This is a genomic window from Kibdelosporangium banguiense, assembly GCF_017876405.1.
Taxonomy (GTDB): Bacteria; Actinomycetota; Actinomycetes; order Mycobacteriales; family Pseudonocardiaceae; genus Kibdelosporangium; species Kibdelosporangium banguiense.
In genome coordinates, this window is the sequence record NZ_JAGINW010000001.1 from 5323570 (window position 1) to 5349312 (window position 25743).

At 65.6% G+C, this 25743-nt stretch carries 22 protein-coding genes and 3 pseudogenes; 8 read left to right on the top strand and 17 right to left on the bottom strand.

Features of this window, described 5'->3' with window-relative positions:
* The first annotated feature begins 120 nt into the window (after positions 1 to 120).
* Positions 121 to 1143: an ArsR/SmtB family transcription factor gene (locus JOF56_RS60200; protein ID WP_209641993.1), complete on the top strand. Its 1023-nt coding sequence runs from the start codon at positions 121 to 123 to the stop codon at positions 1141 to 1143.
* On the opposite strand, the gene JOF56_RS25275 is transcribed toward JOF56_RS60200, so the two are convergent.
* A complete protein-coding gene (locus JOF56_RS25275; protein WP_209641994.1) occupies positions 1126 to 1563 on the bottom strand; it encodes a peptidase inhibitor family I36 protein in 438 nt (145 codons plus the stop codon). The two genes, JOF56_RS60200 and JOF56_RS25275, sit on opposite strands and share 18 nt — an antisense overlap.
* A gap of 158 nt (positions 1564 to 1721) precedes the next feature.
* Between JOF56_RS25275 and JOF56_RS25280 the strand changes: the two are divergent.
* From JOF56_RS25280 to JOF56_RS25295, 5 genes and pseudogenes are all read left to right on the top strand, one after another.
* Positions 1722 to 1820 (top strand): annotated as a pseudogene (locus tag JOF56_RS25280) (hypothetical protein); the annotation flags it as partial.
* 444 nt (positions 1821 to 2264) lie between these two features.
* Positions 2265 to 3245, top strand: a complete 981-nt coding sequence (locus JOF56_RS25285; protein WP_245378392.1) for a lysophospholipid acyltransferase family protein — start codon at positions 2265 to 2267, stop codon at positions 3243 to 3245.
* A 790-nt stretch (positions 3246 to 4035) separates the two neighbouring features.
* Positions 4036 to 4524 (top strand): annotated as a pseudogene (locus tag JOF56_RS25290) (citrate/2-methylcitrate synthase); the annotation flags it as partial.
* Between the two features lies 1 nt (position 4525).
* The gene (locus JOF56_RS60770) at positions 4526 to 4723 is read left to right on the top strand and encodes a citrate/2-methylcitrate synthase (RefSeq protein WP_372448145.1); all 198 of its coding nucleotides are present in this window, start codon (positions 4526 to 4528) and stop codon (positions 4721 to 4723) included.
* A gap of 62 nt (positions 4724 to 4785) precedes the next feature.
* Positions 4786 to 5919: a S1 family peptidase gene (locus tag JOF56_RS25295; RefSeq protein ID WP_209641996.1), complete on the top strand. Its 1134-nt coding sequence runs from the start codon at positions 4786 to 4788 to the stop codon at positions 5917 to 5919.
* On the opposite strand, the gene JOF56_RS25300 is transcribed toward JOF56_RS25295, so the two are convergent.
* The 5 genes from JOF56_RS25300 to JOF56_RS25320 all read right to left on the bottom strand — a co-directional run bounded on the left by JOF56_RS25300 (position 5883) and on the right by JOF56_RS25320 (position 12688).
* Positions 5883 to 6035, bottom strand: a complete 153-nt coding sequence (locus JOF56_RS25300; RefSeq protein WP_209641997.1) for a hypothetical protein — start codon at positions 6033 to 6035, stop codon at positions 5883 to 5885. The two genes, JOF56_RS25295 and JOF56_RS25300, sit on opposite strands and share 37 nt — an antisense overlap.
* 81 nt (positions 6036 to 6116) lie before the next feature.
* The gene (locus JOF56_RS25305) at positions 6117 to 6524 is read right to left on the bottom strand and encodes a DUF7919 family protein (RefSeq protein ID WP_209641998.1); all 408 of its coding nucleotides are present in this window, start codon (positions 6522 to 6524) and stop codon (positions 6117 to 6119) included.
* A gap of 13 nt (positions 6525 to 6537) precedes the next feature.
* The gene (locus tag JOF56_RS25310) at positions 6538 to 11118 is read right to left on the bottom strand and encodes a putative adhesin (protein ID WP_209641999.1); all 4581 of its coding nucleotides are present in this window, start codon (positions 11116 to 11118) and stop codon (positions 6538 to 6540) included.
* A gap of 142 nt (positions 11119 to 11260) precedes the next feature.
* Complete coding sequence (locus tag JOF56_RS25315; RefSeq protein ID WP_209642000.1) at positions 11261 to 12355, bottom strand: integrase core domain-containing protein; 1095 nt, start codon at positions 12353 to 12355, stop codon at positions 11261 to 11263.
* A gap of 63 nt (positions 12356 to 12418) precedes the next feature.
* Positions 12419 to 12688 (bottom strand): hypothetical protein, encoded by a 270-nt coding sequence (locus tag JOF56_RS25320; protein WP_209642001.1) that lies wholly within the window; start codon positions 12686 to 12688, stop codon positions 12419 to 12421.
* Between JOF56_RS25320 and JOF56_RS25325 the strand changes: the two genes are divergently transcribed.
* On the top strand, positions 12676 to 12918 hold the full coding sequence (locus tag JOF56_RS25325) for a hypothetical protein (protein ID WP_209642002.1): 243 nt from the start codon (positions 12676 to 12678) through the stop codon (positions 12916 to 12918). The genes JOF56_RS25320 and JOF56_RS25325 overlap by 13 nt on opposite strands.
* A gap of 403 nt (positions 12919 to 13321) precedes the next feature.
* Here the strand turns inward: JOF56_RS25325 and JOF56_RS25330 are convergent, their stop codons facing one another.
* On the bottom strand, positions 13322 to 13666 hold the full coding sequence (locus JOF56_RS25330; RefSeq protein WP_209642003.1) for a hypothetical protein: 345 nt from the start codon (positions 13664 to 13666) through the stop codon (positions 13322 to 13324).
* Between the two features lie 313 nt (positions 13667 to 13979).
* Positions 13980 to 14240 carry a hypothetical protein gene (locus JOF56_RS25335; protein WP_209642004.1) on the bottom strand — a complete coding sequence of 87 codons (261 nt, stop codon included), beginning with the start codon at positions 14238 to 14240 and terminating at the stop codon, positions 13980 to 13982.
* A 123-nt stretch (positions 14241 to 14363) separates the two neighbouring features.
* Here JOF56_RS25335 and JOF56_RS25340 point away from each other — a divergent pair, with 123 nt between their 5' ends.
* On the top strand, positions 14364 to 18089 hold the full coding sequence (locus JOF56_RS25340) for an nSTAND1 domain-containing NTPase (RefSeq protein WP_307855251.1): 3726 nt from the start codon (positions 14364 to 14366) through the stop codon (positions 18087 to 18089).
* Positions 18090 to 18503: 414 nt separating this feature from the next.
* On the opposite strand, the gene JOF56_RS25345 is transcribed toward JOF56_RS25340, so the two are convergent.
* From JOF56_RS25345 to JOF56_RS25385, 9 genes and pseudogenes are all read right to left on the bottom strand, one after another.
* The gene (locus JOF56_RS25345) at positions 18504 to 19538 is read right to left on the bottom strand and encodes a tetratricopeptide repeat protein (RefSeq protein WP_209642005.1); all 1035 of its coding nucleotides are present in this window, start codon (positions 19536 to 19538) and stop codon (positions 18504 to 18506) included.
* A 22-nt stretch (positions 19539 to 19560) separates the two neighbouring features.
* Positions 19561 to 19743 (bottom strand): hypothetical protein, encoded by a 183-nt coding sequence (locus tag JOF56_RS25350; protein ID WP_209642006.1) that lies wholly within the window; start codon positions 19741 to 19743, stop codon positions 19561 to 19563.
* A 150-nt stretch (positions 19744 to 19893) separates the two neighbouring features.
* Positions 19894 to 20211: pseudogene (locus JOF56_RS25355) on the bottom strand (integrase core domain-containing protein); the annotation flags it as partial.
* A gap of 121 nt (positions 20212 to 20332) precedes the next feature.
* A complete protein-coding gene (locus JOF56_RS25360; RefSeq protein WP_209642008.1) occupies positions 20333 to 21322 on the bottom strand; it encodes a tyrosine-type recombinase/integrase in 990 nt (329 codons plus the stop codon).
* Positions 21319 to 22242, bottom strand: coding sequence for a tyrosine-type recombinase/integrase (locus tag JOF56_RS25365; protein WP_209642009.1), 924 nt, complete (start codon positions 22240 to 22242; stop codon positions 21319 to 21321). The genes JOF56_RS25360 and JOF56_RS25365 overlap by 4 nt, the downstream gene beginning before the upstream one ends.
* Positions 22239 to 23441: a tyrosine-type recombinase/integrase gene (locus JOF56_RS25370; protein ID WP_209642010.1), complete on the bottom strand. Its 1203-nt coding sequence runs from the start codon at positions 23439 to 23441 to the stop codon at positions 22239 to 22241. Before JOF56_RS25370 ends, JOF56_RS25365 begins: the two co-directional genes overlap by 4 nt.
* 71 nt (positions 23442 to 23512) lie before the next feature.
* Positions 23513 to 24103, bottom strand: a complete 591-nt coding sequence (locus tag JOF56_RS25375; protein ID WP_209642011.1) for a DDE-type integrase/transposase/recombinase — start codon at positions 24101 to 24103, stop codon at positions 23513 to 23515.
* 177 nt (positions 24104 to 24280) lie between these two features.
* Positions 24281 to 24712 carry a hypothetical protein gene (locus JOF56_RS25380; RefSeq protein ID WP_209642012.1) on the bottom strand — a complete coding sequence of 144 codons (432 nt, stop codon included), beginning with the start codon at positions 24710 to 24712 and terminating at the stop codon, positions 24281 to 24283.
* A 431-nt stretch (positions 24713 to 25143) separates the two neighbouring features.
* Positions 25144 to 25539: an immunity 7 family protein gene (locus tag JOF56_RS25385; protein WP_209642013.1), complete on the bottom strand. Its 396-nt coding sequence runs from the start codon at positions 25537 to 25539 to the stop codon at positions 25144 to 25146.
* Between the last annotated feature and the right edge of the window lie 204 nt (positions 25540 to 25743).

The following is a 25743-nucleotide window of genomic DNA, read 5'->3' on the forward strand; positions in this document are numbered from 1 at the left end:
CGGTCGTCAGCCGACTAGCCGGGCTGAACTGGGCATTTGCATGCTTCTGACGCTTAGCCCTTCATGGCGGTGCCGGAGTTCCCGATATACCGGTCGGTTTCGCCAGCTGGAGGAGGCGTGGTGCGAATTCAGTTCACCACCTTGGACCTGGCACGGACGCACCTCGCCGATGACCCGGACCCGCTGTGGGAACTGGTCAACAGCCTGCAGGCACTGCAGAGCGGGTATGACCCGGTCACCCTCGGGCGGTGGCGCCGGCAGGCCGCCGCCGACCTCCGCGAAGCCAACCTCGGGGCGCTGGTTCGCTATCGGCTGTTCCCGGTCGCGCCGCACGCTTCGTACTTTCCCGACCTGCTCACTCCCGCCGAGGGCACACTCGGGCTGGCTGAAGGGATCGACACGATTCTGCACACCCCCAGGCGGCGGCTGGCCGCTGAGTTCGGCCGGCTGGAAGCCGCACCGGGAGCGGGTGCCTGGCTCGATGACCTCCGTGTGGGTCGCACCGGCGCGATGACCGAACTCGGCGACCTACTCCGCGCCTATCACCGGCGCGCGATCGTCCCGTACTGGGCGCGGTTACGCGCCGGGGTCCATCGCGACCTCGCCATGCGCCGCCAGCTGCTCCGGGACGGCGGCGTCGAACGGCTGCTGGACAGCTTCCGGCCGATCATGCGCTGGCGAAATCCCGTGCTGGAATTCGCGAGGCACCCCTCCGAGCGCGAGATCCGGCTGAACGGGCGTGGACTGCGGCTGGTGCCGTCCTATTTCGCGCGGCTGAACCCGGTGACGATCTTCGACGCTGAGCTGCCGCAGGTGGTGGTGTATCCGGTCGCACACCTACCCGGGCTGGCTGGTCTCGGTCCGGTCGGAAGCGCCGCGCTGGCCCAGCTGCTCGGCGACACCAGAGCGAACGTGCTGCGAGCCGTGGCCGACGGCTGCACGACGACCACCCTCGCGCGACGGGCGAACACCTCGCTCGCCTCGGCGAGCCGGCATGCGGCAGTTTTGCGCGCGGCCGGACTCGTGATGACCATCCGCTCTGGTGCCTCGGTGTCGCATTCCCTGACGCCCCTTGGGATGGCGCTGCTGAACGGGGGTGGTGATCCCACCCCCGTCACTCCAGCCTCAGAAGCAGGGCGCTGAGATCCACCGGTGGGACCTGAGGAAGACCCCGCCTTCGGTCACGTTCCATCCTTGCCCGCCCTGCAGGACACAGTGGAACTTGGTCACGTAGTTCGGGTTGAGGTAGATCTCGACCCCGGTGAACCGAGAACTGGTGCCGTTGTTCAGGTACGACTGGACTTTTTGCGAGCCGGCCCACGAGCACCGGACCGTGCCGGAAAGCCAGTCCGGATCGGCGTCCGACCATGAGCACCTGGAACCCTTGCCGTCCAGGCCCGTCCAGGCACAGAAGTTTCCGGACGCACATTCCCATGCCATCGTCGAGACGTCGGCCGGGACGAACTCCACGGGCTTGGGCATGGCCGCGTGCGCACTTCCCGTCACCATGACAAACGCGGCCAGCATCGCGAGCAAGCCGACCGCCAACCTCGTGATCCGCATAACGCTGTCTCCCTCCCTCGTTCGCTCGTGTTTTGAGCGAGGGAAGCATTTCGACGGCAGGTGCGTGCCAGCCATGCCCTTGCACCTGGTTGCAAAGGTTCACCCGGGATGCGGCTTGAGTGACCTTGCAGTCACGTACATAAGCATCCACTGCGACCATCACAGCGGTGGTAGCCGGGGCGAGCGGGTACGCGGGCGGGGAGTTGCTCCGCCTGCTCCTCGGCCACCCCGAGGTTGAGATCGGCGCGCTCACCGCGTCCAAAGTGGACACGCAGGGGGACGTGACAGTTGAGTCTAGGTGACATCCCGACCGCCCGCCTCACGTTCGATCCACTGTAGATAGCGTATGTGTCGCGTGACAGCCCATTGGCCATTATCCGCATCTGGCCGGTATGCGCCTCGGCTCGATGTTGTAGGCCTGGACCACCGTGGCATTCCTCTGCACGTCACAAACGCCACAGCGAGGAGGAGTTATGCCCCTTACCTGCGAACTTCCGTTCTCAGATCCAGTTCTTGAACTACGGCCGGGTCGTGGGCACCAACCCGCTGAAGCGGGGACTTCGGCCTCGTCCCGAGGTAAAGCGCCCGCCGGGCATTCGACGACCACCACGTGCACGCCCACGGGCTGCGACCGGTGATCGACCCGGCACGCCTGACCTACCTGGAGAACAGGACCCGCCGAACTGATGGGTGAACGGCAAATGCAGAAAACACAAGTGATTCCCCTGCACCGCCCCGAACAAAGACGCCGGATGGCGAACGGTCGCACGGTCGCGCGGCCGGCCACAGACTCGCGCCCCCCAGTCGAACCGACCCCGCTGCGCCCCCAGCCCGAACCGACCAACCTGAGACAAGGCCTGGCCAGCGCGCTCGGATTCGTCCGCAAGCGCCTGACCGGCGACCACACGATCGACGGGTTCGGGTTCGACAAGCAGCTGACAGACAGTCTGCTGATGCCGCCGCTGCGCGTGGTCTACGAGAAGTGGTTCCGCGTGGAGGCCCGCGGCACCGAGAACCTGCCGGTCGACGGCGGAGCCCTGGTGGTGCCGAACCACTCGGGGACATTGCCGTGGGACGCGGTGATGACCGCGATCGCGGTGCACGACAACACTCCCGAGAACCGGCACCTGCGGATGCTCTGCGCGGACCTGGTGTTCCAGACCCCGCTGCTCGGCGCGCTGGCGCGCAAGACCGGCCAGACCCTGGCCCGCCCCGCGGACGCCCAGCGGCTGCTGAGCTCGGGCGAGATCGTCGGCGTCTGGCCGGAGGGCTTCAAGGGCATCGGCAAGCCGTTCAAGGACCGCTACAAGCTACAACGCTTCGGCCGCGGCGGTTTCGTGTCGACCGCGCTCCGCACCGGCGTGCCGATCATCCCGGTCTCGGTGGTCGGCGCAGAGGAGATCTACCCGAAGATCGGCGACCTCAAGCCGTTGGCCCGGCTGTTCGGACTGCCGTACTTCCCCGTGACGCCAACATTTCCGTTGCTGGGCCCGCTCGGCGCGATCCCACTGCCGTCGAAGTGGTACATCGAGTTCGGCAAGCCGATCCGAACCGACAAACACGATTCGGCCGACGCGGACGACCCCGCGGTGGTCCGCAACCTGACCGACCAGGTCCGCGACACCATCCAGCAGACGCTCTACCGCCTGCTGTCACAGCGCCGAGGCGTTTTCCGCGCCTGAGATGGCCGTAGAGCACCGAACGGCCGATGTCGGCCACAGCAAGCACGAGGGTCACCGAGACGGGTCTACCGACACGAGATCCTGCCCCGTGATGCAGGAGACGGCGACGGTGATGGACGGCATCTTCCCGCTGGCCAGCTAGAACCGTAGTCACTCAGTCAGTCACTCAGGTCCCCAAATGGTCCCCGGCAAGATCCGAGCATGATCAAACCGGGAGGCGCGAAAAGGCCCTCTGACCAGGCATTTCGCCTCAGTCAGAGGGCCCTCCTCGACCGTCGGGACGACAGGATGTGAACCCGCGACCCCTTGACCCCCAGACAGGTCCACAAAGGACCGTGACCTGCAAGAACAGAGAATCCCCTGCGCAACACGGGTCCGTTGAGGTCACCCCGCCAGCACACCCACGACACCAATCCATGCAGTCATAGCTCACAGAGTGCCTCCACCACACGATCGGCCAAAGCGCCGAGCGGGCGACGTTCAATCCTCCGCTCTTCATGTCAATGTACGTGACTGCCATTGGGGCGGACGCAGCTTCAACTGAGATGAGATCGGTCTGGCGTGACCGTCACTGCGCACGGCTGCCGACTCTGCACCGCTCGTGATCTGAAACGCCTGCACCGCATCGTCGTCTACCGTCAGATCGGTCTCGGACCACAGCGACATGATGGTCCGCCCTCACGCCGTGAGAGCCATCCAAGGCACCCGCCACCACCAAACTAGTGATCCACAGGCAGCAGACAGCCCCACACGAGGTAGACAGTCCTCTTAAGACTCACGACACCCAAACCTGGCGCACTTGACGACCGGGAACGAGCCCGCTCCGGTGGCCGTCGCGGCGCTGGAGCCGTATCTGGTGTCCACCGTCGACCACGGCTTCAACGCGTCCACGTTCACCGTGGTCGCGTCCTCCGGGGCGGACGTGGTGTCCGCGATCGCCGCGGCGATCGGCACGTTCTCCGGTCCGCTGCATGGCGGCGCGCCGGATCGCGCGTTGGCCACCATCGACGAGATCGGCACGCCGGACCGGATCGACGAATGGATCCGGGCGAAAGTGCTGGCAGGCGACAAGATCATGGGCTTCGGGCACGCCGTGTACCGCACCGAGGACCCGCGGGCGCGGATGCTCAGGGAGATCGGGGCCGGGCTGGGCGGGGACCTGATCGACTTCGCCACGGCCGTGGAGCGGCGGGTGGTGGAGATCCTCGCCGAGCTGAAACCTGGCCGTGTGCTGCACACCAGCGTCGAGTTCTACGCGGGTGTGGTGATAGAGCTGTGCGGTGTCCCGCGCTCCATGTTTCACGCCGACGTTCGCGGTCAGCCGAGTCGTCGGCTGGTGCGCCAACGTGCTGGAACAGGCACAGGGCGGCAGATCATCCGCCCGGCGGCGCGGTACGTCGGTCCGCCGCCCGGCTGATCCACGCGCCCGCGCTTGTCGCTGTTTTCCTGCTCTGGCATCTTTAGTGTGTCGTGGTTGAGCGGGGGACGTGTGTGGGGTTTATTCGGCAGGGTCGTACTGGTTGCGTGCACCCTTGCCTCGGTGCTGCTGACCGGTGGACCGGCGTCGGCGATCGTCGGCGGCCAGGAGGTCACCCAGGAGTACCCGTGGGCCGTGGTGGTCGAGCACTCCCGCGGCTCGTGCAGCGGCGCCCTGATCTCGCCGCGATGGGTGCTCACCGCCGGGCACTGCATCGTCACTGACCGGCCCGGCCAGGCGGAGAACGACCCCGGACTGGACAACCCGTTGCGCGAAGCGGACGACTTCCGGCTGTTCATCGGCTCGACGTCCCGCTACGGCGGCCAGTCCCGCAGCGCCACCCGCCTGGTCAAAGGGCCACAGGCGCTCGACATCGGCCTGATCGAACTGGATCGCCCGTCGGACAAGGCGCCCATCCAGGTCGCCGCGCCGATGACCCCACGCGGTGGGCAGCAGGCGCTGCTCGTCGCATGGGGTCAGGTCTGTGAGGAGAAGGACTGCCCGGTCTCCCAGGTCCTCAAGCAGTTGCCGATCCGGCTGGACGGCACCGCGAGCATGACCTCCGGCAACGAGGTGCTGACCTGGCCGGAGCAGGACCCGAAGCAGCAGGCCGCCGAGGGCGACTCCGGCGGCCCGGTTGTCATCCAGGCCGACGGCCGCTGGGAACTGATCGGCGCGTTGAGCGGATCGGGCACGTCCAGTGCCAGCTCCGGCCAGATCGGCCTGGCCACCAACGTCACCTCGGTGCACCGCTGGCTCGACGAGACCGCCGCGACCACGACGCCTGAAGTCGGCATCTGGAGCGTGGAACTGGTTCTGGTGCTGGTTCTCGGTGTCGTGGTCGTGGTCGTGGTGTTCCGGGCGTTCCGCCGGTCGCGCAGGCGCAGGAAGCCGCCGCCCGGCGCGATGGCGCCCATGCAACGTGCCCGCGACGAGGACATCGAGTACATGCAACAGTGGGCGGTGCAACGCTCCGATGTCGAGGCCTACTACGAACCCGGCACGGCGACCATCGTCGCGACCGTCATGCTCATCGCGGGTGACGGCGAGTGGACGCGACGCAAGATCGGCAGCCTCGAAGCCGCGATCAAGTTCGGCAACCAGCGCGGCATCCCCGTCTACGAGGTCTTCCGAACCGGCTACCCGCAGCGCAAACGCGACTACGACGAACGGTCGAGGCGCCCGAGGACGGTGTAGCCACCGTCTTTGTCGGACCGTGTCCAGATCGGGTCGGCGCAGTCGACGCCTTCGGCCGACAGGTGCCGTTTGACGACCTTGAACGTCGACGAGATCTTCCCGGTCCAACCCGCCACGATTCTGACCTGGCACCGCAGATTCATCGCTAGGAAATGGGACTACAGCACCCGTCGACGCCCCACCGGGCGGTACAGGTTTTAGTTTTCTGTCGTCCTCCTGCTGAGCACTGCGTCGACGAAGCTGGGTGGAGGTGCGTAGCGGTGCGCTTGGATGTAGTGGTGGATGAGTGTGGGGGCGACGTACCGGTCACCGCCGCGTCCATCGATGTGGATTTCGGCGGAGCCGAGGATGGCCGGACCGTCAGGTGTCTCAACGGTCAGCGGTTCGGGGAACGCATCTGCAGGCTGGGGACAGAACTGGCAGATGTGCCAGCCGCGGGTCATGTTGACAGGGTTCGCGATCAGGGGCAGCAGCGCGTCGAGCAACTCAGCGGGTACCACGCCGAGGGGGAAGGGCTCGGCCGGGTCGAGCCAGCCGATGGCGACGACTTCACCCAGTTCGCCTGCCCAGGTTTCGTATCGTGTGCCGTCCGGGAAGAAGGTCATCGTCGTCGCATCCTCATGTTCGGCAGGCTGCCCAGTGCACGTCGCCCATGCCAGGCTTCAGTAGGTCGGACAACTTCGTGGCGTCGGTGACGGTGATCGGTTTGCCGTAGATCTTGAGGCCGGTCGGTTTGGTGAGTGTGTAGTCCGGCACGGCGTCGCCTGGCTTGTGGGAGGAGAATGGCTTGGCGAAGCCCATTTCGATGGCATTGCCCAGCCGGTCGGTGATGCGCTGCTGGGGACGCGAGTAGAAATGCAGCGTCGTTCCATCCGGGACGTTGACCGTGCCGTTACCGTTGAGATTGCCGTGGCCGCTGAGCACAGTCTGCCCGTCGGGCCGCCCGTGGGTGATCGGGTCGAGTCCGAGAGGGTCGGCCCACAGCAAGGGATTGACGACGTAGTAACGCGAGTTGGGGCCTGGGGCAAGCCCGAGGGGATCGTGGCTGAGGTACTGGCCGATGGCCGGGTCGTAGTAGCGATGCAGGTTGAAGTGCAGGCCGGTCTCCGGATCGTGGTACTGGCCGGGAAAGCGCAACGGCGTCGCGGCCGCCGACCGCGTGTCGGCCGACAGCCCCCACAAGGTTGTCCTGGCATGCCAGGCCAGTTGCCCACCTGGGGTGACGAGCTCGGCCGGGGTACCGATCTGGTCGGTGACGATCGCGAAGAACTGCTGGTCCACCCACTCCGACGACGCGCCGGGCAGGCGGGTTCGTTCGGTCTGGCTCACGACACGGTGGCTGCCTGGCTCCCAATTCCACACCGTGGCGGCAGCCTCGTCGCGGACCTGTTCGACGAGTACGTCGCCGTCCCAGGTGAATTGGACCGTCTCCGCAATGGCACGGCCATCGGGTGCGACGCGGTGCTTGCCGATCCTGCGCCCGAGCGGATCGTAGGTGTACCGCCATAGCTGTCCATCCGGAGTGGACACTGCGGTGAGCCGGCTTTCGGCGTCCCACTGGTAACGCCAAGTGTCCACTTTGTTCGGTGCCCGCCGCTCGCGCAGCAGCACACGTCCCTCGCGATCGTGTTCGTAGCGCAGGCTTCCGGCTTGCCGCAACAGTGTGCCGGCGTAGGCGCGCGGGCCCGCCAGGTCGTTATGGATACCGGGCACCGCGGAGGTCACGTTGCCCGCCGGGTCGTAGTGATAGCGTTCGGACACGCCGGTGGCCTGCCAGTGAACGGTAGTGACCTGGCCCGCGGCGTCGATGTCGAATCGCTTCGTGCCGGAGAGCAAGTCCCGCACCTCGGCTGGCGAGTTGTCGGGATGGTAGGCGAATGTCCTGCGTTGCAGAGTATTCGGCCCAGCCGCGAGTGTCTGTGCACCGAGTCTGCCCGCCGGGTTCCACTGCTGGGAAAGCAGTGCGCCGGTGCCAATCCGTCGTTCCACCTCACGTCCCGCCGGATCGTAGGTGAACCGCATGGTTTCACCGGCAGTGCGCAACTCCACGGGCAGATCGGCCGCGTTGTAGGCCCAGAAGCTCTCAGCACCCGTCGGCGTCCTGCGGTAGGTCCGACGGCCGAGAGCATCGTAGCGTGAGGTAACCCGGTGTCCGTTGACGCTCTCCCCCACGACCCGTCCGGTCGGGTCGTACTCGAATACCACGTCGGCATCGCGATTGCGGGCACGCAGGAGACGGCCGACGGCGTCGTAAGCGAACGTTGTGGTCACGCCGCCTGATACTCGCTGTGTCATCTGGCCACGGGCATCCCAGGCAATCGAAATGGCCTGGCCTTCGGCGTTGACACGCTCGACGAGCCGCCCGGCGCTGTCGTAGGTGTAGTGCTGCGTACGACCATCGAAATCGGTCTCCCGCACCAACTGCCCAGCCGCGTCGTGCTCGTAGCGCCACACCAGACCGTGCTGGTTGGTGACGGCGATCAGCCTGAGTTCGGTGTCGTATGTGTACCGCAGCCGAGTGCCGTCCGGGGACAGCTCCCCGGTGGGGAAGTCGAAGTGCCCGTACTCGACATGGGTGGCCTGGCCCACCGCGTCGATCTTCTCCTGGACAACCCCGTCCGCGGTGTACCGCCAGCGGTGAGTCGCGCCGTCCGGTGACGTGAGCGATAGGGGCATGCCCTCGACCGTCCACGTGAAGCGGGTGTTCCCGCCAAGCGGGTCGACGACCGTGCTGGTGCGGCCGAACAAGTCATAGGTGTAGCGGGTGACAGCGCCAGCCGGGGACGTGACCTTGATCGGCAAGCCTGCGGCGTTCGTCTCGACAGTGGTCGCGCCGCCCAGTGGGTCGGTGACGGAGGTGAGTCCGCCGACCGCGTCGTAGGTGTAGGTGGTACGTGCGCCTGACTCGTCGACGGTGGCGGTGACGGTGCCGTCGGCGCCGTATTCGTTGCGGGAGGCCGAGCCATCGGGATGCACTGTGGCGATCAACCGGTGCGTGGCGTACTCGTACACCGTCCGCGCGCCGTCGGGATAGGTGACAGCGGTGAGTTCACCGCTGTCGTTGTACTCGTGGCGCGTGATGTTGCCGAGCGGATCGATGGTGGCCACCACGTTGCCGAACAAGTCTCGCTCGTAGCGAGTCGTGCGACCCAAGGGATCGAGATGGCTGCGCACACGCGACGACGCATCGAGATGATAGGTGCTGGTGTTGCCGAGCGAGTCGACGTAGGTGGACACCATGTTCTCGGTGTCGTAGCGGAAGACTCCGCTCAGGAAGTCCCCGGCGCCTGTCGTCCGTATGCAGCGGCCGGACTCGTCGTAGGCGTACTCGTACCACATCCCGGACCGGCTCACCCAGCGCACGATCCGGCCATCGGGGTCGTAGGAGAACTGCATCGGACGGCCGGAAGAGTTGACGACCTCGGCGAGGTCGCCGGCATCGTCGTAGTGATAGCCGGCGATTCGGACGTCCGGCTCGCCGTCCGGCGTGGCCATCCACAAGCCGGTGACCCGGCTTGACTCGGTGTCGATTCGCACTTCGTAACCACCGTGATGCCGGACGGCTCGCGGGGTGCCGTCCGGCTCGCGGTCGATCGTCAGCCACTGGCTCTGCCCGCCAGTGACCGTGGCCAGCAGGAAAAGGCCCGGGTGACCGGCAACCGGAGCGAAGCCGAGGGTCCGGTCCCGGCTCGGATCGGTGATCGTCCACGTGCCATCGCCGACGCGAGCCAGCGGCCAGCGAGGGCCGCTGTGGGGCAGCACCGGGCGCTGGTCCGCGGGCAGCGGGTAGACCAGCGCCATTCCATCGTCGGCGACGAAGACGGCCTGGCCGGCATCCAGCCGCACCCGCTGATCCAGCGTCGAGGCCCAGGACCTGCCGAAGGACCTGCCCGCCCGGTAACTCGACACGTGGGTCCGCCGCAGCACCAGGGAAAGCAGCCCAGGCAGGTCGATATCGGTCTGGCCCAGCACAACCTCACCGGTGGCGATGTCGACCGGGTCCGACACCGTCGGCCGCTGGTGTGCCGGCACGTCGGTCGGCAGCGGATCCTTGAAGTCCGCCACCTGCGCCGCCGGGTCCGGCTTAACCGGCTTGCCGCCCACTGATACGAGTTTCGCATTGCGATCCGGATCGCCACGGACCGTGCCATCTGGTGAGGCATTGCCGTTTTTGGGCGGCGGTGGGGTGTCCGGCTTGTTCGTCGATCCCGACGGGGAGGTGGACCCATTGGGGCCGTCCTTCCCACCCGGGGCCGGCGTGGGCATGTCGTTGCCAGGCGGGTTCGGCGATCCGCTCGGATCGGTCCTGGGCGGCGGTGGTGAGATGTCCGGCTTCGGGGTCGGACTCGCGCCCGACGGTGTCGTGCCGCCGCCCTTGGGCAAGTCGACGCCCTTGGGGGTGGCGCCCGGCGGGTCTGCCTTGGCCGGAGGCGGTGTGGTCTTGCCTGGCTTGACGTTCTTGAGTGCCTTGTTCACGTCACCGAACGTGCTGCCCAGTTTCTTGAGCATCGGGGCGAGCTTGCCCAGTGCCTGCACCAGCTTCGTGGTCATGCCGGCGATCTTCGAGGCGGTCTTGGCGATCGCGCCGACGACCTGCGGCACGACCCAGGCCATGCCGATACCGAGGGTGAACAGCACCTGCAACGCCCAGCTGATCAAATGCCCGACCAGTTCGGCGATGATGTCACGCACCAGCGTGCGCACCGCCGCCACGACCTCCCCGGCCGTGGCGATCCCGCTGGACGCGCCCTCAGCCGCGGATTTCGCCGCTGCGATCAGATTGGCCGTGTCCGCGCCACGCGCCCGATAGGCATCCGCGGACTCCCCAGTCCACGCGGCCGTGTCATTCTTGACCTGGTCGGCCAGATCAGCACTGATCGAGCCGAGTTCGCCGGCGATGTTCTTCCACGTCTCCGCGTGCGCCTTGATCTGGTCCGGATCACCGGTCAGCTCGTCGAGCGCGTCCGACAACGGCCCGACGTGCTCGATCAACCAACCCACACCCGCCGCGAAGATCGCACCGAACGGATCCAACGCCATACCCAGCGCATCCAGCGCGGTCCCCGCCGCGCCCAGCACACCCGACGCCCAGTCACCGCTCTCGATGGCCTTGCTCGTGTCGTTCACCGATTCCAGCAACGGCACACCACTGAACCCCTGCGTGGAGTCCTGCCGTTCAGCCACCAACGGATTACTCATGGGCTCCTCGGGGCGTCAGGCATCGCACGGGCGAATCCCACGAGATATTAACGGGCGTTTGCCTTGGCCCGGGCTTTTTTCGTTCTGGTGGCTAGTTTCCGCGGTGTAACGTTGTAGGTGCCGACAATGGCGTCCACGCAGGTCAAGCAGCGTGGTGGTACTCGTGGAGGATGCCGCCGAGTCGATCTTGTCGTTGGATGTCGAGGTGCGTGAGTACGGCTGGGTCGGTGATGGGTTCTGGTAGTGCGCGTTGTGGTGCTGCGGCATGTAGCGCGCGGTGAGGTCGATGCTGGTTGTAGAAGTCTTCGTACTCGCGAAGTGCGCGTAGTAGATGTGCTTGGTTCAGGATGAGTGTGCGGTCGAGGAGTTCGGTTCTGCAGGTGCGGATCCAGCGTTCCATGATCGAGTTCATGCGTGGTACGTGGATCCCGGTCTTGACGATCGTGATCCCGCTGTCGGCAAGCACGGTGTCGAAGGCGGCGGTGTACTTGGTGTCGCGATCCCGGATCAGGTACTTCACCGTGGTGGCGCCGGCGTCCTGGAGATCCATCATGAGATTTCTGGCCAGTTGAGTGGTCCAGGCCGCCGTGGGGTGTGCGGTCGCGCCGAGGATGCGGACGCGGCGGGCGGCGTGCTCGATGACGGCGAGGACGAACAGTCTGGTGCCGGTGAGGAATCGGGTTTCGAAGAAGTCGGCGGCGAGGATGGCGTGTGCTTGGTTGCGTAGGAAGGCAGCCCAGGTTAGGTGATCGCGGCGAGGCGCCGGTTCGACGCCGTTGCTCTTAAGGATTTCCCAGACGGTGGACGGAGCGACCGTGATGGCCAGGGCGGCGAGTTCGCCGGGGATACGTCGATAGCCCCAGTTCGGGTTTTCGCGGGCGAGCCGCAGGACAAGGGCCCGGATGCTGCGGATGGTGCGCGGTCGGCCTGGTCGTGTCGGGCGGGATGCTCGCGCGTGACGGCCGCGGAGCAGGTCACGGTGCCAGCGCAAGATCGTGTCGGGGGAGACGATCAAGTGGAGCTGCCGCAGTGTTGGTCTGGGGATGCGATGCAGCAGTGCGGCGAGGAACGCGCGGTCGGGCGGGGTGAGATGTGGTTTGCCGACTTGCCGCTGCAGGACTGTGAGCTGGTGGCGCAGGGCCAAGATCTCGATGTCCTTGTCGGCGCTGCTGGTCGGCAGTAACCGGAGGAACGCGAACACGCCGGTGAGAGCAAGGTAGGGGAGTCGCAGCAGCACGACGCAGCATCATGGTGTGTTCGCCCAGTGGCGCTTTGTCTAGGGCTGTCGGAGATCTGCAGGTCAGGTCCCATGGATGTAGTTGTCGGCACCCACAGGGTTGGACGGGGAAGATCTCGTGCCAGCGGTGTCGGGGGAGTAGCGAGGACACGGTGGCGAACCAGAAACGGTCTGCTGGTTCGTATCGGACTTGGCCGGTGATCTGGCGGCGGAGGACGGCGTCTCGTGTCGGAGTGCAAGCAGTTCGGCGTCCTTGGTGATGTCACGGCGCAGCAGCACGGTCGGAACCGACAGCAGTCGTCGGGCCAGGTGGTAGAGCAGTGACACGATCACTGGACCATGATCCCAACGGCTTACTCGGCGTCCGGACCAGGCGCGACGGCTTTTCGAGCGGCACAGGCGCGATGCCGACGACACAGCAAGCACTGCTCGTGCCCTGCCACCACAAACGCCGTCCACCGCAGCCCGATCACCGGCAGGTCCGATCCCGCGCCAAGGCTCGCAGACTACTCCGCACCCAGCGTGCTCAGGACCTCATCAAGAAGCACAGTTACGTCGCTTGACGTGCAGCGATGACTTTTCGAGCGGTACAACCCCCGAAGCGGAGTACGTGCGCGCGAACACCTTCGTACACGGATCTGTGACTTCTACTCTGGCTGCCGGGTACGGGCAGGCTGCGCCCTACGTGAGATGAAGACAGCGAGCAGGGCTGTCTACATGAACCTGATATCCGGTGTCCGGGTCCGCGGCCTACGGCTGTGCCGACGACAGTTGGTTGCCCGGCGTGCCTTCGGTCAACCAGCATTCAAGCCGGTGATCAGCACACGGATCATGATCACCGACGCGTGCGGCGCGACTCTCCGCGGGACCACCAAGTTGGGTCGGCTCGACCTTGACATTGGATTTCTTCTCCTTTGTGAATCGGCCCACCGAAAGCCGTCGGCTTTCGGTGGGCTCCTCATCTGATCAGCAGGGGGTGGTGATCCACCTGTGGGAGAGCAGGAATACCGGGCCGATCCGGCCTTCCCAGCCCTGTCCCATGCAACCGTTGTAGGAGGTGTAGTTCGTTCCTTGGTAGAAGGCGACGGCGGTGAAGGCCGGGGATGTTCCGTGGTTGGTCACGAACACTGCCTGCCTCGTACGGGCCCATGAGCAGCGGATGCTTCCCGATGACCAGTCAGGGTCAGCGTCACTCCAGGTGCATTTCTGCCCGAGATCGTTGTAGAAGCACGCGTTGCCCGCCGGACAGTCCGCGAACGAGTCCGGGGTGACGGACTCGGCTGTAGCGGCGCCGCCAGCGGCAAGCAGCATGATTATGATTCCCGAAACGATGACAAATAGACGTTTCATGTAAAGCCTCGACAATTCGAGTCGGTGGATATTTCTTCTACGGTGCATACATGCTGGGGTCAGCACACAGGCGTGTTGCCAGCCAGCAATATCAAGCGAGCGACGTCCGCCACTGGATCACCGAATGGAACACCGCACCCAAGCCATGAGTCTGGACCACGACTGCCGAACCGATCTCGGCGCTCTCACTCTCGCCGTATACTGTCGACGACTAGAAACACGCTGTTCCTTTCTGACGGCGGGAACCGCCGTCGTCAACAATGTGGCCCTCAATTCATTCGCCTTTGCCGTAAATATCTGCCCGCTGAGGCGTGTTGATGTCCATGAAGGACTGAACTCGTAATCTGTAGCCGATCTTGCTTCGATGGCCTACTTGGCACCTTCTTGCCAGACCGATCTTGATCCGGGTCGTTTCGCTCTCCACCGGTATAGCGCCGCAGCCGCTGTCCAGCACCATGACCGGCAACTGGACAAACAAAATATCTTGTTCTTTCGATCTTCGGCGGCTCTTAGTTGACGTTCTGTCAGTCCACATGCGGGCTGTTCGTCACGATCACGCGTCATGACGGGCTACTGGGGGCTATAGTCCACGGGACGGTTGTCCAGAGATAACAACTGGACAAAAGGGCGGGGTTGAATTTGATCAGGGGATCGGGTCGTGGGGAGACGTGAGCGTTTTCTTGATCCTGATACAGGTCTGGTGCAACGGTTCGCGTTCGAGTTGCGTCAGTTGCGGGACTCAGCCGGCCGGCCGAGTTACCGGGAGCTGGCCCAGCGCGCACACTATTCAGTCACAGCGTTATCCGAAGCGGCCGGTGGTAGGACGTTTCCGTCGCTGGCTGTCACGCTGGCATATGTCCAGGCATGTGCCGGTGACCGTGACATGTGGCTGTCGCGCTGGCAGGCGGTGTCCGATGAGCTGGCGCCCGACAGTGATGATGACGATGTGGCGGCGGCCCCGTATCTGGGGTTGGCGACGTTCCGGCAAGAGGACGCCAACCGGTTTCACGGCCGAGGCCGCTTGATCGAAGAATTGTGTTCCCGGATCGAGAGAGATCCATTTCTCGCTGTTTTCGGCGCGTCCGGCATCGGAAAGTCATCTTTGCTGCGGGCCGGATTGCTGCCCGCGATCGGCCGGGGAGACGTCGCCGGCGGCGAGCACTGGCCGGTCATCCTGTGCACGCCCGGTCGGCGCCCGATCGAACAGCTGGCCATCCAATTGGCGAACTTGAACGGTATCTCCGCGGTGCCGGTCGCCACGCAACTCGCGGCCGAACCGGGCAGCGTCGGTGTGCTGGTCAAGCAGATGCTGGCCACTCGTCCAGAGCAGGCGCGTCTGGTGATTGTGGTCGACCAGTTCGAAGAGATCTTCACACTCTGTCCTGACGAGCAGGAACGGACGAGGTTCATCGACTGCCTTCTTGCGGTCGCCGAGGGGTGTGACGGGCAGGCCCGGATCGTGCTGGGTGCGCGGGCCGACTTCTACGCCCGATGTGCCCGGTACCCAGGGCTGGTGGCGGCCTTGCGGGACCGGCAGGTGCTGGTAGGGCCAATGGAGGCCGACGATCTGCGGTGCGTGATCCGAGAACCGGCAGTAAGCGCGGGATTGACCGTGGAGAAGGCACTGGTGGAAACGATCGTCGCGGACGCACGGGGCGAGCCGGGAGCCTTGCCGTTGATCTCGCACGCGTTGCTGGAGACGTGGAAACGCCGCTCCGGTGACATGGTCACCTTGGCCGGCTACCAACGAACGGGCGGCGTCCATGGGGCGATCGCCCAGACAGCCGACCGGGTCTACGACGAGTTCGACAGCGAGCGACAGCGGATTGTCCGGAACATCGTTCTGCGCCTGACCGCCCTCGGCGAGGGCACCGAGGACACCCGACGACGCGTCACGCGCACCGAACTGCTCAGCGGCTCGGACTCACCAGCCGTGGCCACCGTGCTGGCCAGGCTGACCGCGGCACGCTTGGTGACCGTCGGCAAGGACACCGTGGAAGTGGCGCATGAGGCGCTGATTCGCTCCTGGCCACGGCTGCAGGCCTGGCTGGTCGAGGACCGCGAGAGCTTGGCGGCTCACCGGCGGCTGACCGAGACTGTCATCGAGTGGGAGCGCCACGGCCGCGACGAAGGGCTGCTGTACCGGGGAGCGCAGCTGGCGGCGTGGCAGATCCGGCCGCAGGACAGCCTCAACGACGCCGAGCGCACCTTCCTGGCCGACAGCCACCGCGCGAAGATACGTGAACACCGCACGCGGCGCCGACGCGTCCGTTTGACCATCGGTGGCCTTGCATCGGCGACGGCAGCGGTGACGGTTCTCGCGGTCCTCGCGTGGCTGTCGGCCGATCGAGCCGAGAACGAGAGCCGGCTCGCCTTCAGCCGCCAGCTCGTCGCCACTGCCCGCGCCCAGCTGCAGCTCGATCCGGAACTCGGCCTGCTGCTCGCCAAGGAAGCATTCCGGACCAACCCGAACGCAGACAGCGAGGCCATGCTGAGCCAGGCCGCCGTCGCCTCACATGTTCGCGCCAGCATCCCCGCGCACCAAGGAAAGGTCACCGGGGTCGCGTTCAGCCCGGACGGCAAGCACCTAGCCACCAGCGGTGCGGACGGCATGGTCCGGGTATGGGCGTGCGATCACGGCCGGGTGTCCACAGCCAGCCCTGTTGAGCTGGCCGGCCACCACGGCGAAGTATGGAACCCGGTGTTCAGCCCGGACGGGAACCGGATCGCCGCGGCCGGTATCGACGGCACGGCAACCATCTGGGACTGGACATCCGGCGCCCCTCCGCTGCTGCTGCAAGGACATCAGGACAAGGTGTGGAGCGTGGCATTCAGCCCGGACGGGCAACAGGTGGCCAGCGCCAGCCAGGACGGCACCCTGCGGATATGGACCATCAACGGCAGCGAACTCACTGTGTTGCGCGGCCACAACGAGCGCGTGCTCGGCGTGGCATTCAGCCCCGACGGACGGCGCCTGGCCAGCAGCGGCGGCGACAACACCGTCCGGATCTGGACACTGGACGACACGCGCGCACCGATCGTGTTGCGGGGCCACGAGAACTCGGTGGAGTCAGTGGCGTTCAGCCCGGACGGACAGCACCTGGCCACCGCCAGCACCGACGGCACGGTGCGGGTGTGGGACACGGACGGCTCGCCCGGCTCGGTGGTCCTCGGCACCCACGACGGCACCGCGGAAAGCGCCACCTACAGCCGTGACGGCCGCTGGATCGCCAGCACCGGCAACGACGGCACCGTACGGGTCTGGAACGCCACCAGCCATGCTCGTCCCTTGGTGCTGCGCGGACATCACGGCACGGTTTGGGCAGCGGCATTCGACCCCGACGGCTGGCAACTCGCCAGCGCCAGCGACGACGGCACCGCGCGGGTCTGGGACATCGACGAAGTCGGCGACGCGACCGTGCTGCGCGGACACGACGGACCGGCACGGGGCGCCGTGTTCAGTCCGGACGGCCGCACACTGGCCAGCGCCAGCGACGACGGCACCGTTCGAATCTGGGACACCACTGGGAAAACAGAGCCCAGGGTGCTGCACGGGCAGGACGGACTGCTGCTCCAGGTGACGTTCAGCTCAGACGGACAGCGCGTGGCCAGCGTCGCCGACAACGGCACCGTGCGGATACATATGGTCACCGGCAAGAGCACACCGGTAGTGCTGCATGACCCAGGACCGGTATGGCAGGTGGCGTTCAGCCCGGATGGACAACGCCTCGCCGCCGCGAACCGCAGTGGTTCCATCCGGATCTGGAACACCACCACCGGGGCCGATGAACCAACGCAGCTCCAGGGCGATCAGGGCGCGTTGTGCTACGTCGCGTGGAGCCCGGACGGGCGGCACATCGCCAGCGCCGGTCCCAGCGGCACCGTACTGGTCTGGGACCTCACCCGGACAGGCGCACCCGCCGTGTTCCGCGGCCATCAGGGGCTGGTGTGGACAGTGGCCTTCAGCCCGGACGGAAAACGCCTCGCCAGCGGCGGAAACGACGGCACCGTCCGAATCTGGAGTATCAGCGGCGAAACCGACCCCTTGGTGCTGCACGGCCATCAAGGGGTGGTGTGGAGCGTGGCGTTCAGCGCCGACGGCCACACCCTGGCAACCAGCGGCAATGACGCCACTGTACGTCTGTGGCAATTCACCAGTACCCGAGATCCCCTGCAACTGCAGGGTTTCCGCGCTTCAGTGGAGACCGTGACCTTCTCCACCGACGGCAGACTGGCCACGGCACACGACGACGGCACCGTACGCATCTGGCGGTGCGAAGTGTGCCGACCGATCAACGACGTCCTCGCCTTCGCCGACCAACACCTCACCCGACAACTGACAGCCGAAGAACGCAAGACATACCTCAACGAGCCGAGCGCATGACGACCCGGCGGCATGCCTGAACCGTAGCGCATGATCGTGGGACCTGTGGTCGCGACTGCTGTACCGGATCTTCGTTCGGCCGGGTGTGGGGTGCCAGAAGTCGGCCCTGCGGCGCTGACCTACGTCAGGCCGCTATCGGCTCGTACTCGTTGATCAATCGGTCGTTTCACACGAAAAGATAAGGCGACGACGAGAACCCGCACCGAGCCACGGGACGACTTCGCAACTTGTCCAACATCCTGTCATGCCGCTGATCGAGCGTGTTACTTGATCATGCCGCTCGACACCCGCACATGCCGAATCGCGGATGTTCGGCCGTCGACGAAGCTCGCTGTCAGGACGGCCTGGGACTGCGTCGGGAGCGGAACCTCTCTGTGTCAAGCTGTTGGGGCGGAGAGGCCCCGCGTAGGACGTTCACGATGAGCGCCGTATCCAGGGGAACCGGCGTTTTCTGGTGAGTTTGTCCAGGGCGCGTTGTGCCTTGGACGCCAGTTCCTTGTCGTCGGACTGGGCGGCTTGTTCGAGTGCCGCTATGGCGCCTAGGGTGTCTCGTTGATTCTTGCGGAGGATACCCAGCTGGTAGGCGGCGGCGTGGCTGCCACGTTCGGCACCACGACGGTAGGCCGCCTCGGCGGCGGCCAGGTCATCGCGGGCTTGCAGGAGCATGCCGTGTTTGTATGCGCCGTCAGCGTCGCCGCGTTCGTCCATCATGCGCAGCAGCGCCTCGGCCTGGTCAACGTTGCCCAGCTCGCGGAGCAACTCCTGCACGTCCATTTGTTCCAGGGCCCCCGGCTGCCGGGTGAGTTCGGCGAGATCGGCGCGCCAGTCGATGCCGGGTAGCACCGACCCCGGTATCCCGGCCGGCCGCCCAGCCGCCACGTACTCGCGAAGCTGTTGGATCTGTCGTGCCAGGAGTTGGGCGGCTGCACGGAAGTTCTCCGACACCTCGCCGTCCTCCATGTCCAGCTGATCCAGCAACCGCAGCACCTCGGAGATGGCGTCGGCGGCTTCGGTGAGCTGAGTGCGGCACAGCGCCCGTGTGAAGGCGAACGCGTGAAGCGCCTTGATGAATTCGTCCCGCACAATTGGTTCGGTTCGATCGGTGTCGAGCCGTCGCAACAGCCGCACCGCTTCCGCGGTCCGGTCCAGCGCGGGATCGATGCGGACACGCAGCGCTTCGATCATGCCTATATTGCGCAGCGCGTGCGCGGTGCGGAAATCGATCACGCGGTCGAGCCGCTTGTCGCGAACGGCGCCAGCCTTCAGCGTGGCGGCCACAGCATTGTGCATGACATCGGTGTCCTGCTGAAATACGTCGATAGCCTCGGCAAGACGGCCGGCTCTCATGAGTTCCTGGGCCTGTTTCTCCAGCCTGCCAAGGCGGAATGCGAAGAGTTCGATGCCGGTGAGCCAGAAGTCCGGCTCACGGTCCGATAACCCATCCTCCACGGTGCACCTCTCTTGGCCAGGGTTATGTTTCCTGGGTGCCCGATGTGTGCGGTCCCGCGCGCCGGGTGTGGGTGATCTCGAAACTACCGCCATGCCCTCTGGCGATGGCTGCCCCGACCTCGGCGTCCAGTCTGATACCGAGCTTGACTTCGGTCTCGTCCAGTAGTACCAGCGCCTGCGCGAACTTGCCAGGCACAACGCGCATCACTTCCCGTCACTGCTGACAGGTATCACCCCAGCCGGCCACGCTCACAGTGGATCGTGGCCCCGGGTGTGCCGCAGGATCGAGCTGATCTGACCGGCATCGGCTACACACGTTCCGGTAGTTGTCAAGTCCAATTGAGACGGTTTGTGCCTATGGGGTTGGCTGTGGCTGTGCGATGGGTTGGTTGATCCAGGCCACCTCGGGCAGCTTGGGTGGCCAGGGCCGGCGGGTGAAGCGTTCCGGGTGCGCCGCGTAGGCCCGGCTGAGCGTGGCCTGACGCTGCACCTGGACCTGCTCGGCGGTGCCGAAGTGCACCGAGGCCGGGGTGTGCATTCCGATCCCGGAGTGTCGGTGTTCGTGGTTGTAGGACAGGAAGAAACCTTCACAAAACGCGCGGGCATCCGCCAGTGACCCGAACCGGTCGGGGAAATCAGGCACGTACTTCATGGTCTTGAATTGTGCCTCCGAATTATCCGGAGTTCCGGATAACTCCGATTATGCCGAGCGGGTGGTTATGCCGGGGCGGCCCGCGCAGGTGGGTATCGGGGGCTGGTGGGGCGATGGTTTCGCGGTGAACGACCCGGCATAACTACAGGCTGTCGAGGTAGGCGAGCAGGGCATCGGGAGGGCGGTAGCGTTTGGAGGGGACTCCGGGCGGGCTGGTCCGGGCCAGTGCACGTTGTTTGACGGCTAGGTCGGCGTGGAGGTAAATCTGTGTGCTGGCAATGCTTTCGTGCCCGAGCCACAACGCGATCACCGAAATATCCACGCCCGCTTCGCGTAAGAACATCGCGGCACTGTGCCGCAGGGTGTGGGGCGTGACTCGTTTTCCTGTCAGCGACGGACATCGGGCTGTCGCCGCGGCGGCGTACTTGGTGACGAGCCATTCGACGGCATCAGTGGTCAGCGGTGTGCCGTGGCGGGTTGCAAACAATGGAGAATCGGGATCGCCGGGCTGGGCACGTAACCATTCCCGCAGCGTGGCGACGGTATGGGCGGTCAGGGGTGTGCATCGTTGTTTGCGGCCCTTGCCGTGGCAGCGGACGTTCGCGCCGGCGGTGAGGGTGACGTCGCCGCGGCGCAGCCGAGTGAGTTCGCTGACGCGCAGTCCGGTTTGGACGGCGAGGGTGAGCAGGGTGTGGTCGCGGCGCCCGAGCCAGCTGTCGCGGTCGGGTGCGGCGAGGATCGCTTCGACCTCCGGTTTGGTGAGGAACGAGACGATCGCCCGGTCGTAGCGTTTCTGCGGGATCGACAGCACCCGCGCGATCACCTGTGCGTGCTCGGGGTGCTCGAACGCGGCGAACCGGAACAACGAGTGGATCGCCGCGAGACGGGCGTTGCGGGTCCGGACGCTGTTGCGCCGCGCGGTTTCCAGGTGGGTCAGAAACGCCACGATCGTCGGGGCGTCGAGATCGGTGATGTCGAGATCGTTTGGGGCGGTATGGTTTCGGTCGGCGATGAACACCAGCAACAGCCGGAACGTGTCCCGGTATGCTGCGATGGTGGCCGGGCTTGCCTGCCGCTGGAGGACAAGCCGGTCGGTGAAGAACTTCTGCAGGGTGGGGGCCAGCGGGCTCATGGCAGTTCTCCCAGCACCTCGTCGAGCCGCTGGCCCACGACCGCGAACAGTTCCGGTGCCGCTTGCAAGTACCAATACGTCGAGACCGGGTCGCCGTGGCCGAGAACCGCTGACAGCAGCGGGATTCGGGTATCGACGTCGACGCGTTGCCGGTGCCAGTCGAGCAGTTGGTTGACGGCGAAACTGTGGCGCAGATCGTGAATTCTCGGGCGGATGCGTTGTCCCCGTCCGGTGAGACCGGCGCGGTCGATCAAGACCGGGAACGTGGCGTGCAGGGAATCCTTGTTCATGCGCGTGCCGCGGATCGAGACGAACAACGCCGGCGACAGCGGTGCTGGGAAGTGCCGGTCGACAGTGTCGAAGTAGTTGTGAACGGCGCAGATCGTCGTGTCGTGCAACGGAATTCGCCGACTACCGCGTTTGGCGTGCCGTACCCGCAGCAGCCGGGCGGGCTCGTCGATGTCACCGCGGTTCAGGGCGAGGGCTTCGCCCAGCCGCAGGCCGGTGACCACCAGCAGGCCGATGAACGTCTCGTAGGTCGCTGCCCGCAGCGGTGGTTTCAGGTCGCGGGCCGCGGCCATCAGCGTGGTGATGTCGGTGTCGGAATACAGATACGGTGCGATCCGCTGCTGGCTGGCGGGCAGCAGATCCCGCGGCGGGATCTCGGTGGCAGGGTCGAGATTGTGCAGGTATTCGGCGAAGCCGCGGACCATCCCCAATCGCTGGCGCCACCAGATCGGTCCGGCACCAGAAGGCTGGACAGCCCAGGCCAGCGCCAGCTGTGTGGTGACGTGTTCGGCGTCGTTGCGGCGCAGGTAGTCGACGAAGTCGGGTAACAGCCGTGCGTGATCGGTGAGCTGGTAGCCCAGGCTGCGGCGAAGGGTCAGATACGAGTCGACGGCGGCGTGCAGATCGGTCATCGCGCACCTGGCCATGGCCGTGCCAGTTCTGTCGCGGTCGTGGGATCGACGGTGGCGTAGCAGGCGGTGACACCAACGTTGCGGTGCCGCAACACCTGGGCGACATCGGTCCACGAACTGCCGTGGCGCAGCAAGTGCGCCGCCGCGCCGTGACGTAGCAGGTGCGGCCCGGTGGCTGGCATCCCTGCCCGCCCGGCCAGCCGGGTGACCACGTCACAAACACCACCGGCGGTCATCGTGCCTTCGGGTGCCCGCACGCTCGTGAACAGCGCCCGGCACCGCGGCGGAACCCGGCGACGATCATCGCGCAGGTAGGCCACGACCGCCGCGCCGACATCGGCGGGCAGTGGGAGCACCTCGTAGCGGTTGCCTTTGCCGCAGACGGTGACCTCACCACGGTGCCAGTCCACCTCGTCGACCGTCAGCGCGGCCACCTCACCAGCACGAAGTCCCAATCGCCACAACACGATCACGATCGCGTGGTCACGCAACCCGACCAGGCGCTGCCGGTCACAGCCCGCCAGTAGACGCCCGACATCCGCGTCGGTGAGTTCACGAGCAAGACTGCGCCGATGTCCCGCGACTTTCGGCAGCGTCGTTCCGAGGGCGTCCCCGATCACGCCGGTGACGTGGAGGAAGCGCAGCAACGACGCCAACGCCGTCATCGTCTTCTTCGACCATCCGACGCTGGAACGCGCGCAGACCGCTTCGGCATAAGCTGTCACCTCACCAGCCGACAGGTCTTCCAGCCGGTGGTGCCGGGACTGGACGTCACGGCAGAAACGTTCAGCGACACGCAGATTGACCGAGACGCTGCCCGAGGCGAGACCTCGTTCGCTGACCAAATAGCCGCGATACTGTTCGAGTAGGCACTCGACCGGATCGGTGCGTGCCGACTCGTCCGGTGGCACCGCACCGATCTCGCGGAGATAATCCACCACGAGCGCGAAGTTGGCCGCCGACACCAGGGTCACCAACCCGTTCGCGCGGCGGGCACTGACCAGCCCGGTCACGCACTCGGCGTTCAAATCTGCTGCGGTGAGGCGATTCTCGTGCAGCCATCGACTCAGTGCCCGCAGTTGGCGCAGCCGCCAGCGCACCGAGTCCGGCGCATAACCCTGGCACTCAAGCTCTGCCTGGAACCCGTTGGCATATAACGCAAGAGGGCCAGCAATGCCCATTACCCGACGCTGTTTCATCTCAGCCTCCTCTGAACGACGAATCGGACAGAGCAAGCATGAGCCCGCAGCCTGTAGTTATGCCGAGTCGTTCACCGCGAAACCATCGCCCCACCAGCCCCGATACCCACCTGCGCGGGCCGCCCCGGCATAACCACCCGCTCGGCATAATCCGAATACGGGTTGTCGTTCGAGGTTCGAGGGCGGGAATGCGACCGCAGCACTCCGAGGTCGGTCAGGAGTTCGGAGACTGGTTTGGAGACCATCGCCCCGCCGCGGTCGGCGTGGATGGTGTGCGGCTCGCATCCGTTACGGGCAATGGCATCAGCCAGGAAATCCTTGGCCACAACCGCGTCCTCGGCCGCGGCGACCAGCCAGCCGGTGACATACCGGGAAACGATATCGAGGATGACGTAGCACTTGTACCACATCCCTTTCACCGGTCCTTTCAACGCGGTGATGTCCCAGGACCACACCTCGCTGGGTCCGTGGGCGACCAGCTCCGGGCGGATCCGGGGCGGATGAGTGGCCTGACGGCGGCGTTCGGAGACCTGGCCGGCGGCGCGGGCGATGCGGTACATCGTGGAGATCGAGCAGTGGTAGCGGCCTTCGTCCAGTTCCCGGGCCCAGACCTGCGGGATGGCCAGGTCTCGATAGGCAGGGCTGGTCAACAGGTCCAGCACGGCGGTCCGTTCGGTGTCGGTCAGTGCTGAGGGTGGTGGTCTGCGGGGCAGCCATGGACCGTGTTTGACTGCTGCAGGTTTGGTGTGTCGGTAGTGGGTGGCTCGGGGATATCCCGGTCAGCGCGCAGGATTTCTGCACCGACACGTCCGCTGAGCGCAGTTCGGTGAACGTGGTGGTCAGGATGTCGTCGGCGGCTTGTCGTTGTCCGCACTCTCGGAGAGTTCTTCCAAGAGCGCGTGTGCTTTTCCCATGATGTCCAGCGCCAAGCGGGTTTTGGTGAGGTCGGCTTCCAGTTTCGCGTTACGGCGGCGGAGTTCTTCCAACTCGAGTTGCTCGGCTGTTTTCCTGGGGCGTTTCGAGGCAGCTGCTGGATCTGCCGGCCGGTGGGTCAGGGTGCCCGCGTCCCGGGCTCGTGCCCATTCGATGACGTGGGAGGAGTACAGGCCTTCACGGCGCAGGATCGCGCCTTTCTCGCCGTTCGGGGCGTTCTCGTACTCGGTGACGATGGCCAGTTTGTACTCCGTGGTGAACACCCGCCGGGACGGTCGTGGCGCGGGATCGGCCGCTGGGGTCGTCGGGCTGGGCTGGTCGTCAGACGGGGTGGACACGTACACAAGGATCTCCGATCCCGCCCTTGGTCAGGAACCCCGGTACTCACACCGGGTGTCTCACGCGATCCTGGCAAAGAGGGGGCGGGGTGTCCAGGGAGGTCAGTCGTGTGCTCGATTCCGTGACCAGCACGGTGTCGAGTGGTTCGTGAGGCGTGTTAGTGGCCAGTTCAGATTCCGGCTGGCCGCTGACAGAGGCGCGCGCACTTCGCCTCTCCTTTGATCCTTGCTGTCCTGGGCTGTTGCGAAGGTATAGGTCCAGGTGGTGTCGTTGGCCACCTGTTGGGGGACCACCACGTTGCCAGTCGGCGGGCCATCAACAGCAGGTGATCCACCGAGAGAACATGTTCCAGATCTACCTTGCGGACCGATCATGGCGACGGCAACCGAACGTCCGGAAATGCCGATGAGCAGACGTATGGTCGTCCTGGTCAGCTCGTATCCTCATCCTCCAGTGTGGGGATCACCGGCGACAGAAGGTGGTCTGCGTGCTCGGTGACCGTGCCTCGGACCAGCCGGAAGACACGGAAGCTCAGCATGTGCTCCGGGTGCTCGTCGTCGTGGACGTACAGCAGCCCGTATGACCCTGGGGCAAGCTGTCCGACTTTGACGAACAGGTCGACCACCGCTTCACCATGCTGCCCGCGATGATTCGGGTTCCCACCGAGGTGGATGTAGTACTCGCCATTCATCGGCTGAAGATCCATCAACGCGTAACCAGCCAGCTCGTCGACCAGGGCCTGGATCTCGCTGAGACGAAGAGGCGGTTCGTCGTCAAGCGCTTCAGCGGTCGAGCGAAGCGTTATCCACCCGTGGTACTCGAACATGGCGGAAGTCTAGAAGGCCAGGCGGTCGGGCCGCCTGCACATTAGCCGGCCAACATCCGCACATGCCGCTTATCGGTTGTTCGGGAACGCAGCGTTCGCCAATCGTCAGCGCGAAAACCTATTCCAGTTCTGCGCTGCGTCGGTGGCCCCGTCGGCGGCCCCACGACTGACAACGTGGTGGTCCCACAATGGACCAGCGACACA

Excerpts from the sequence above, each read along its gene's own strand:
- JOF56_RS25365 (WP_209642009.1), bottom strand. The coding sequence starts at position 22,242 with ATGACCGATCTGCACGCCGCCGTCGACTCGTATCTGACCCTTCGCCGC.
- JOF56_RS25305 (WP_209641998.1), bottom strand. The coding sequence starts at position 6,524 with ATGACCTTCTTCCCGGACGGCACACGATACGAAACCTGGGCAGGCGAA.
- JOF56_RS25335 (WP_209642004.1), bottom strand. The coding sequence starts at position 14,240 with ATGTGGACTGACAGAACGTCAACTAAGAGCCGCCGAAGATCGAAAGAA.
- JOF56_RS25275 (WP_209641994.1), bottom strand. The coding sequence starts at position 1,563 with ATGCGGATCACGAGGTTGGCGGTCGGCTTGCTCGCGATGCTGGCCGCG.
- JOF56_RS25350 (WP_209642006.1), bottom strand. The coding sequence starts at position 19,743 with ATGCGCGTTGTGCCTGGCAAGTTCGCGCAGGCGCTGGTACTACTGGAC.
- JOF56_RS25360 (WP_209642008.1), bottom strand. The coding sequence starts at position 21,322 with ATGAGCCCGCTGGCCCCCACCCTGCAGAAGTTCTTCACCGACCGGCTT.
- JOF56_RS25285 (WP_245378392.1), top strand. The coding sequence starts at position 2,265 with ATGCAGAAAACACAAGTGATTCCCCTGCACCGCCCCGAACAAAGACGC.
- JOF56_RS25310 (WP_209641999.1), bottom strand. The coding sequence starts at position 11,118 with ATGAGTAATCCGTTGGTGGCTGAACGGCAGGACTCCACGCAGGGGTTC.
- JOF56_RS25385 (WP_209642013.1), bottom strand. The coding sequence starts at position 25,539 with ATGTTCGAGTACCACGGGTGGATAACGCTTCGCTCGACCGCTGAAGCG.
- JOF56_RS25370 (WP_209642010.1), bottom strand. The coding sequence starts at position 23,441 with ATGAAACAGCGTCGGGTAATGGGCATTGCTGGCCCTCTTGCGTTATAT.
- JOF56_RS25330 (WP_209642003.1), bottom strand. The coding sequence starts at position 13,666 with ATGCTGCTTGCCGCTGGCGGCGCCGCTACAGCCGAGTCCGTCACCCCG.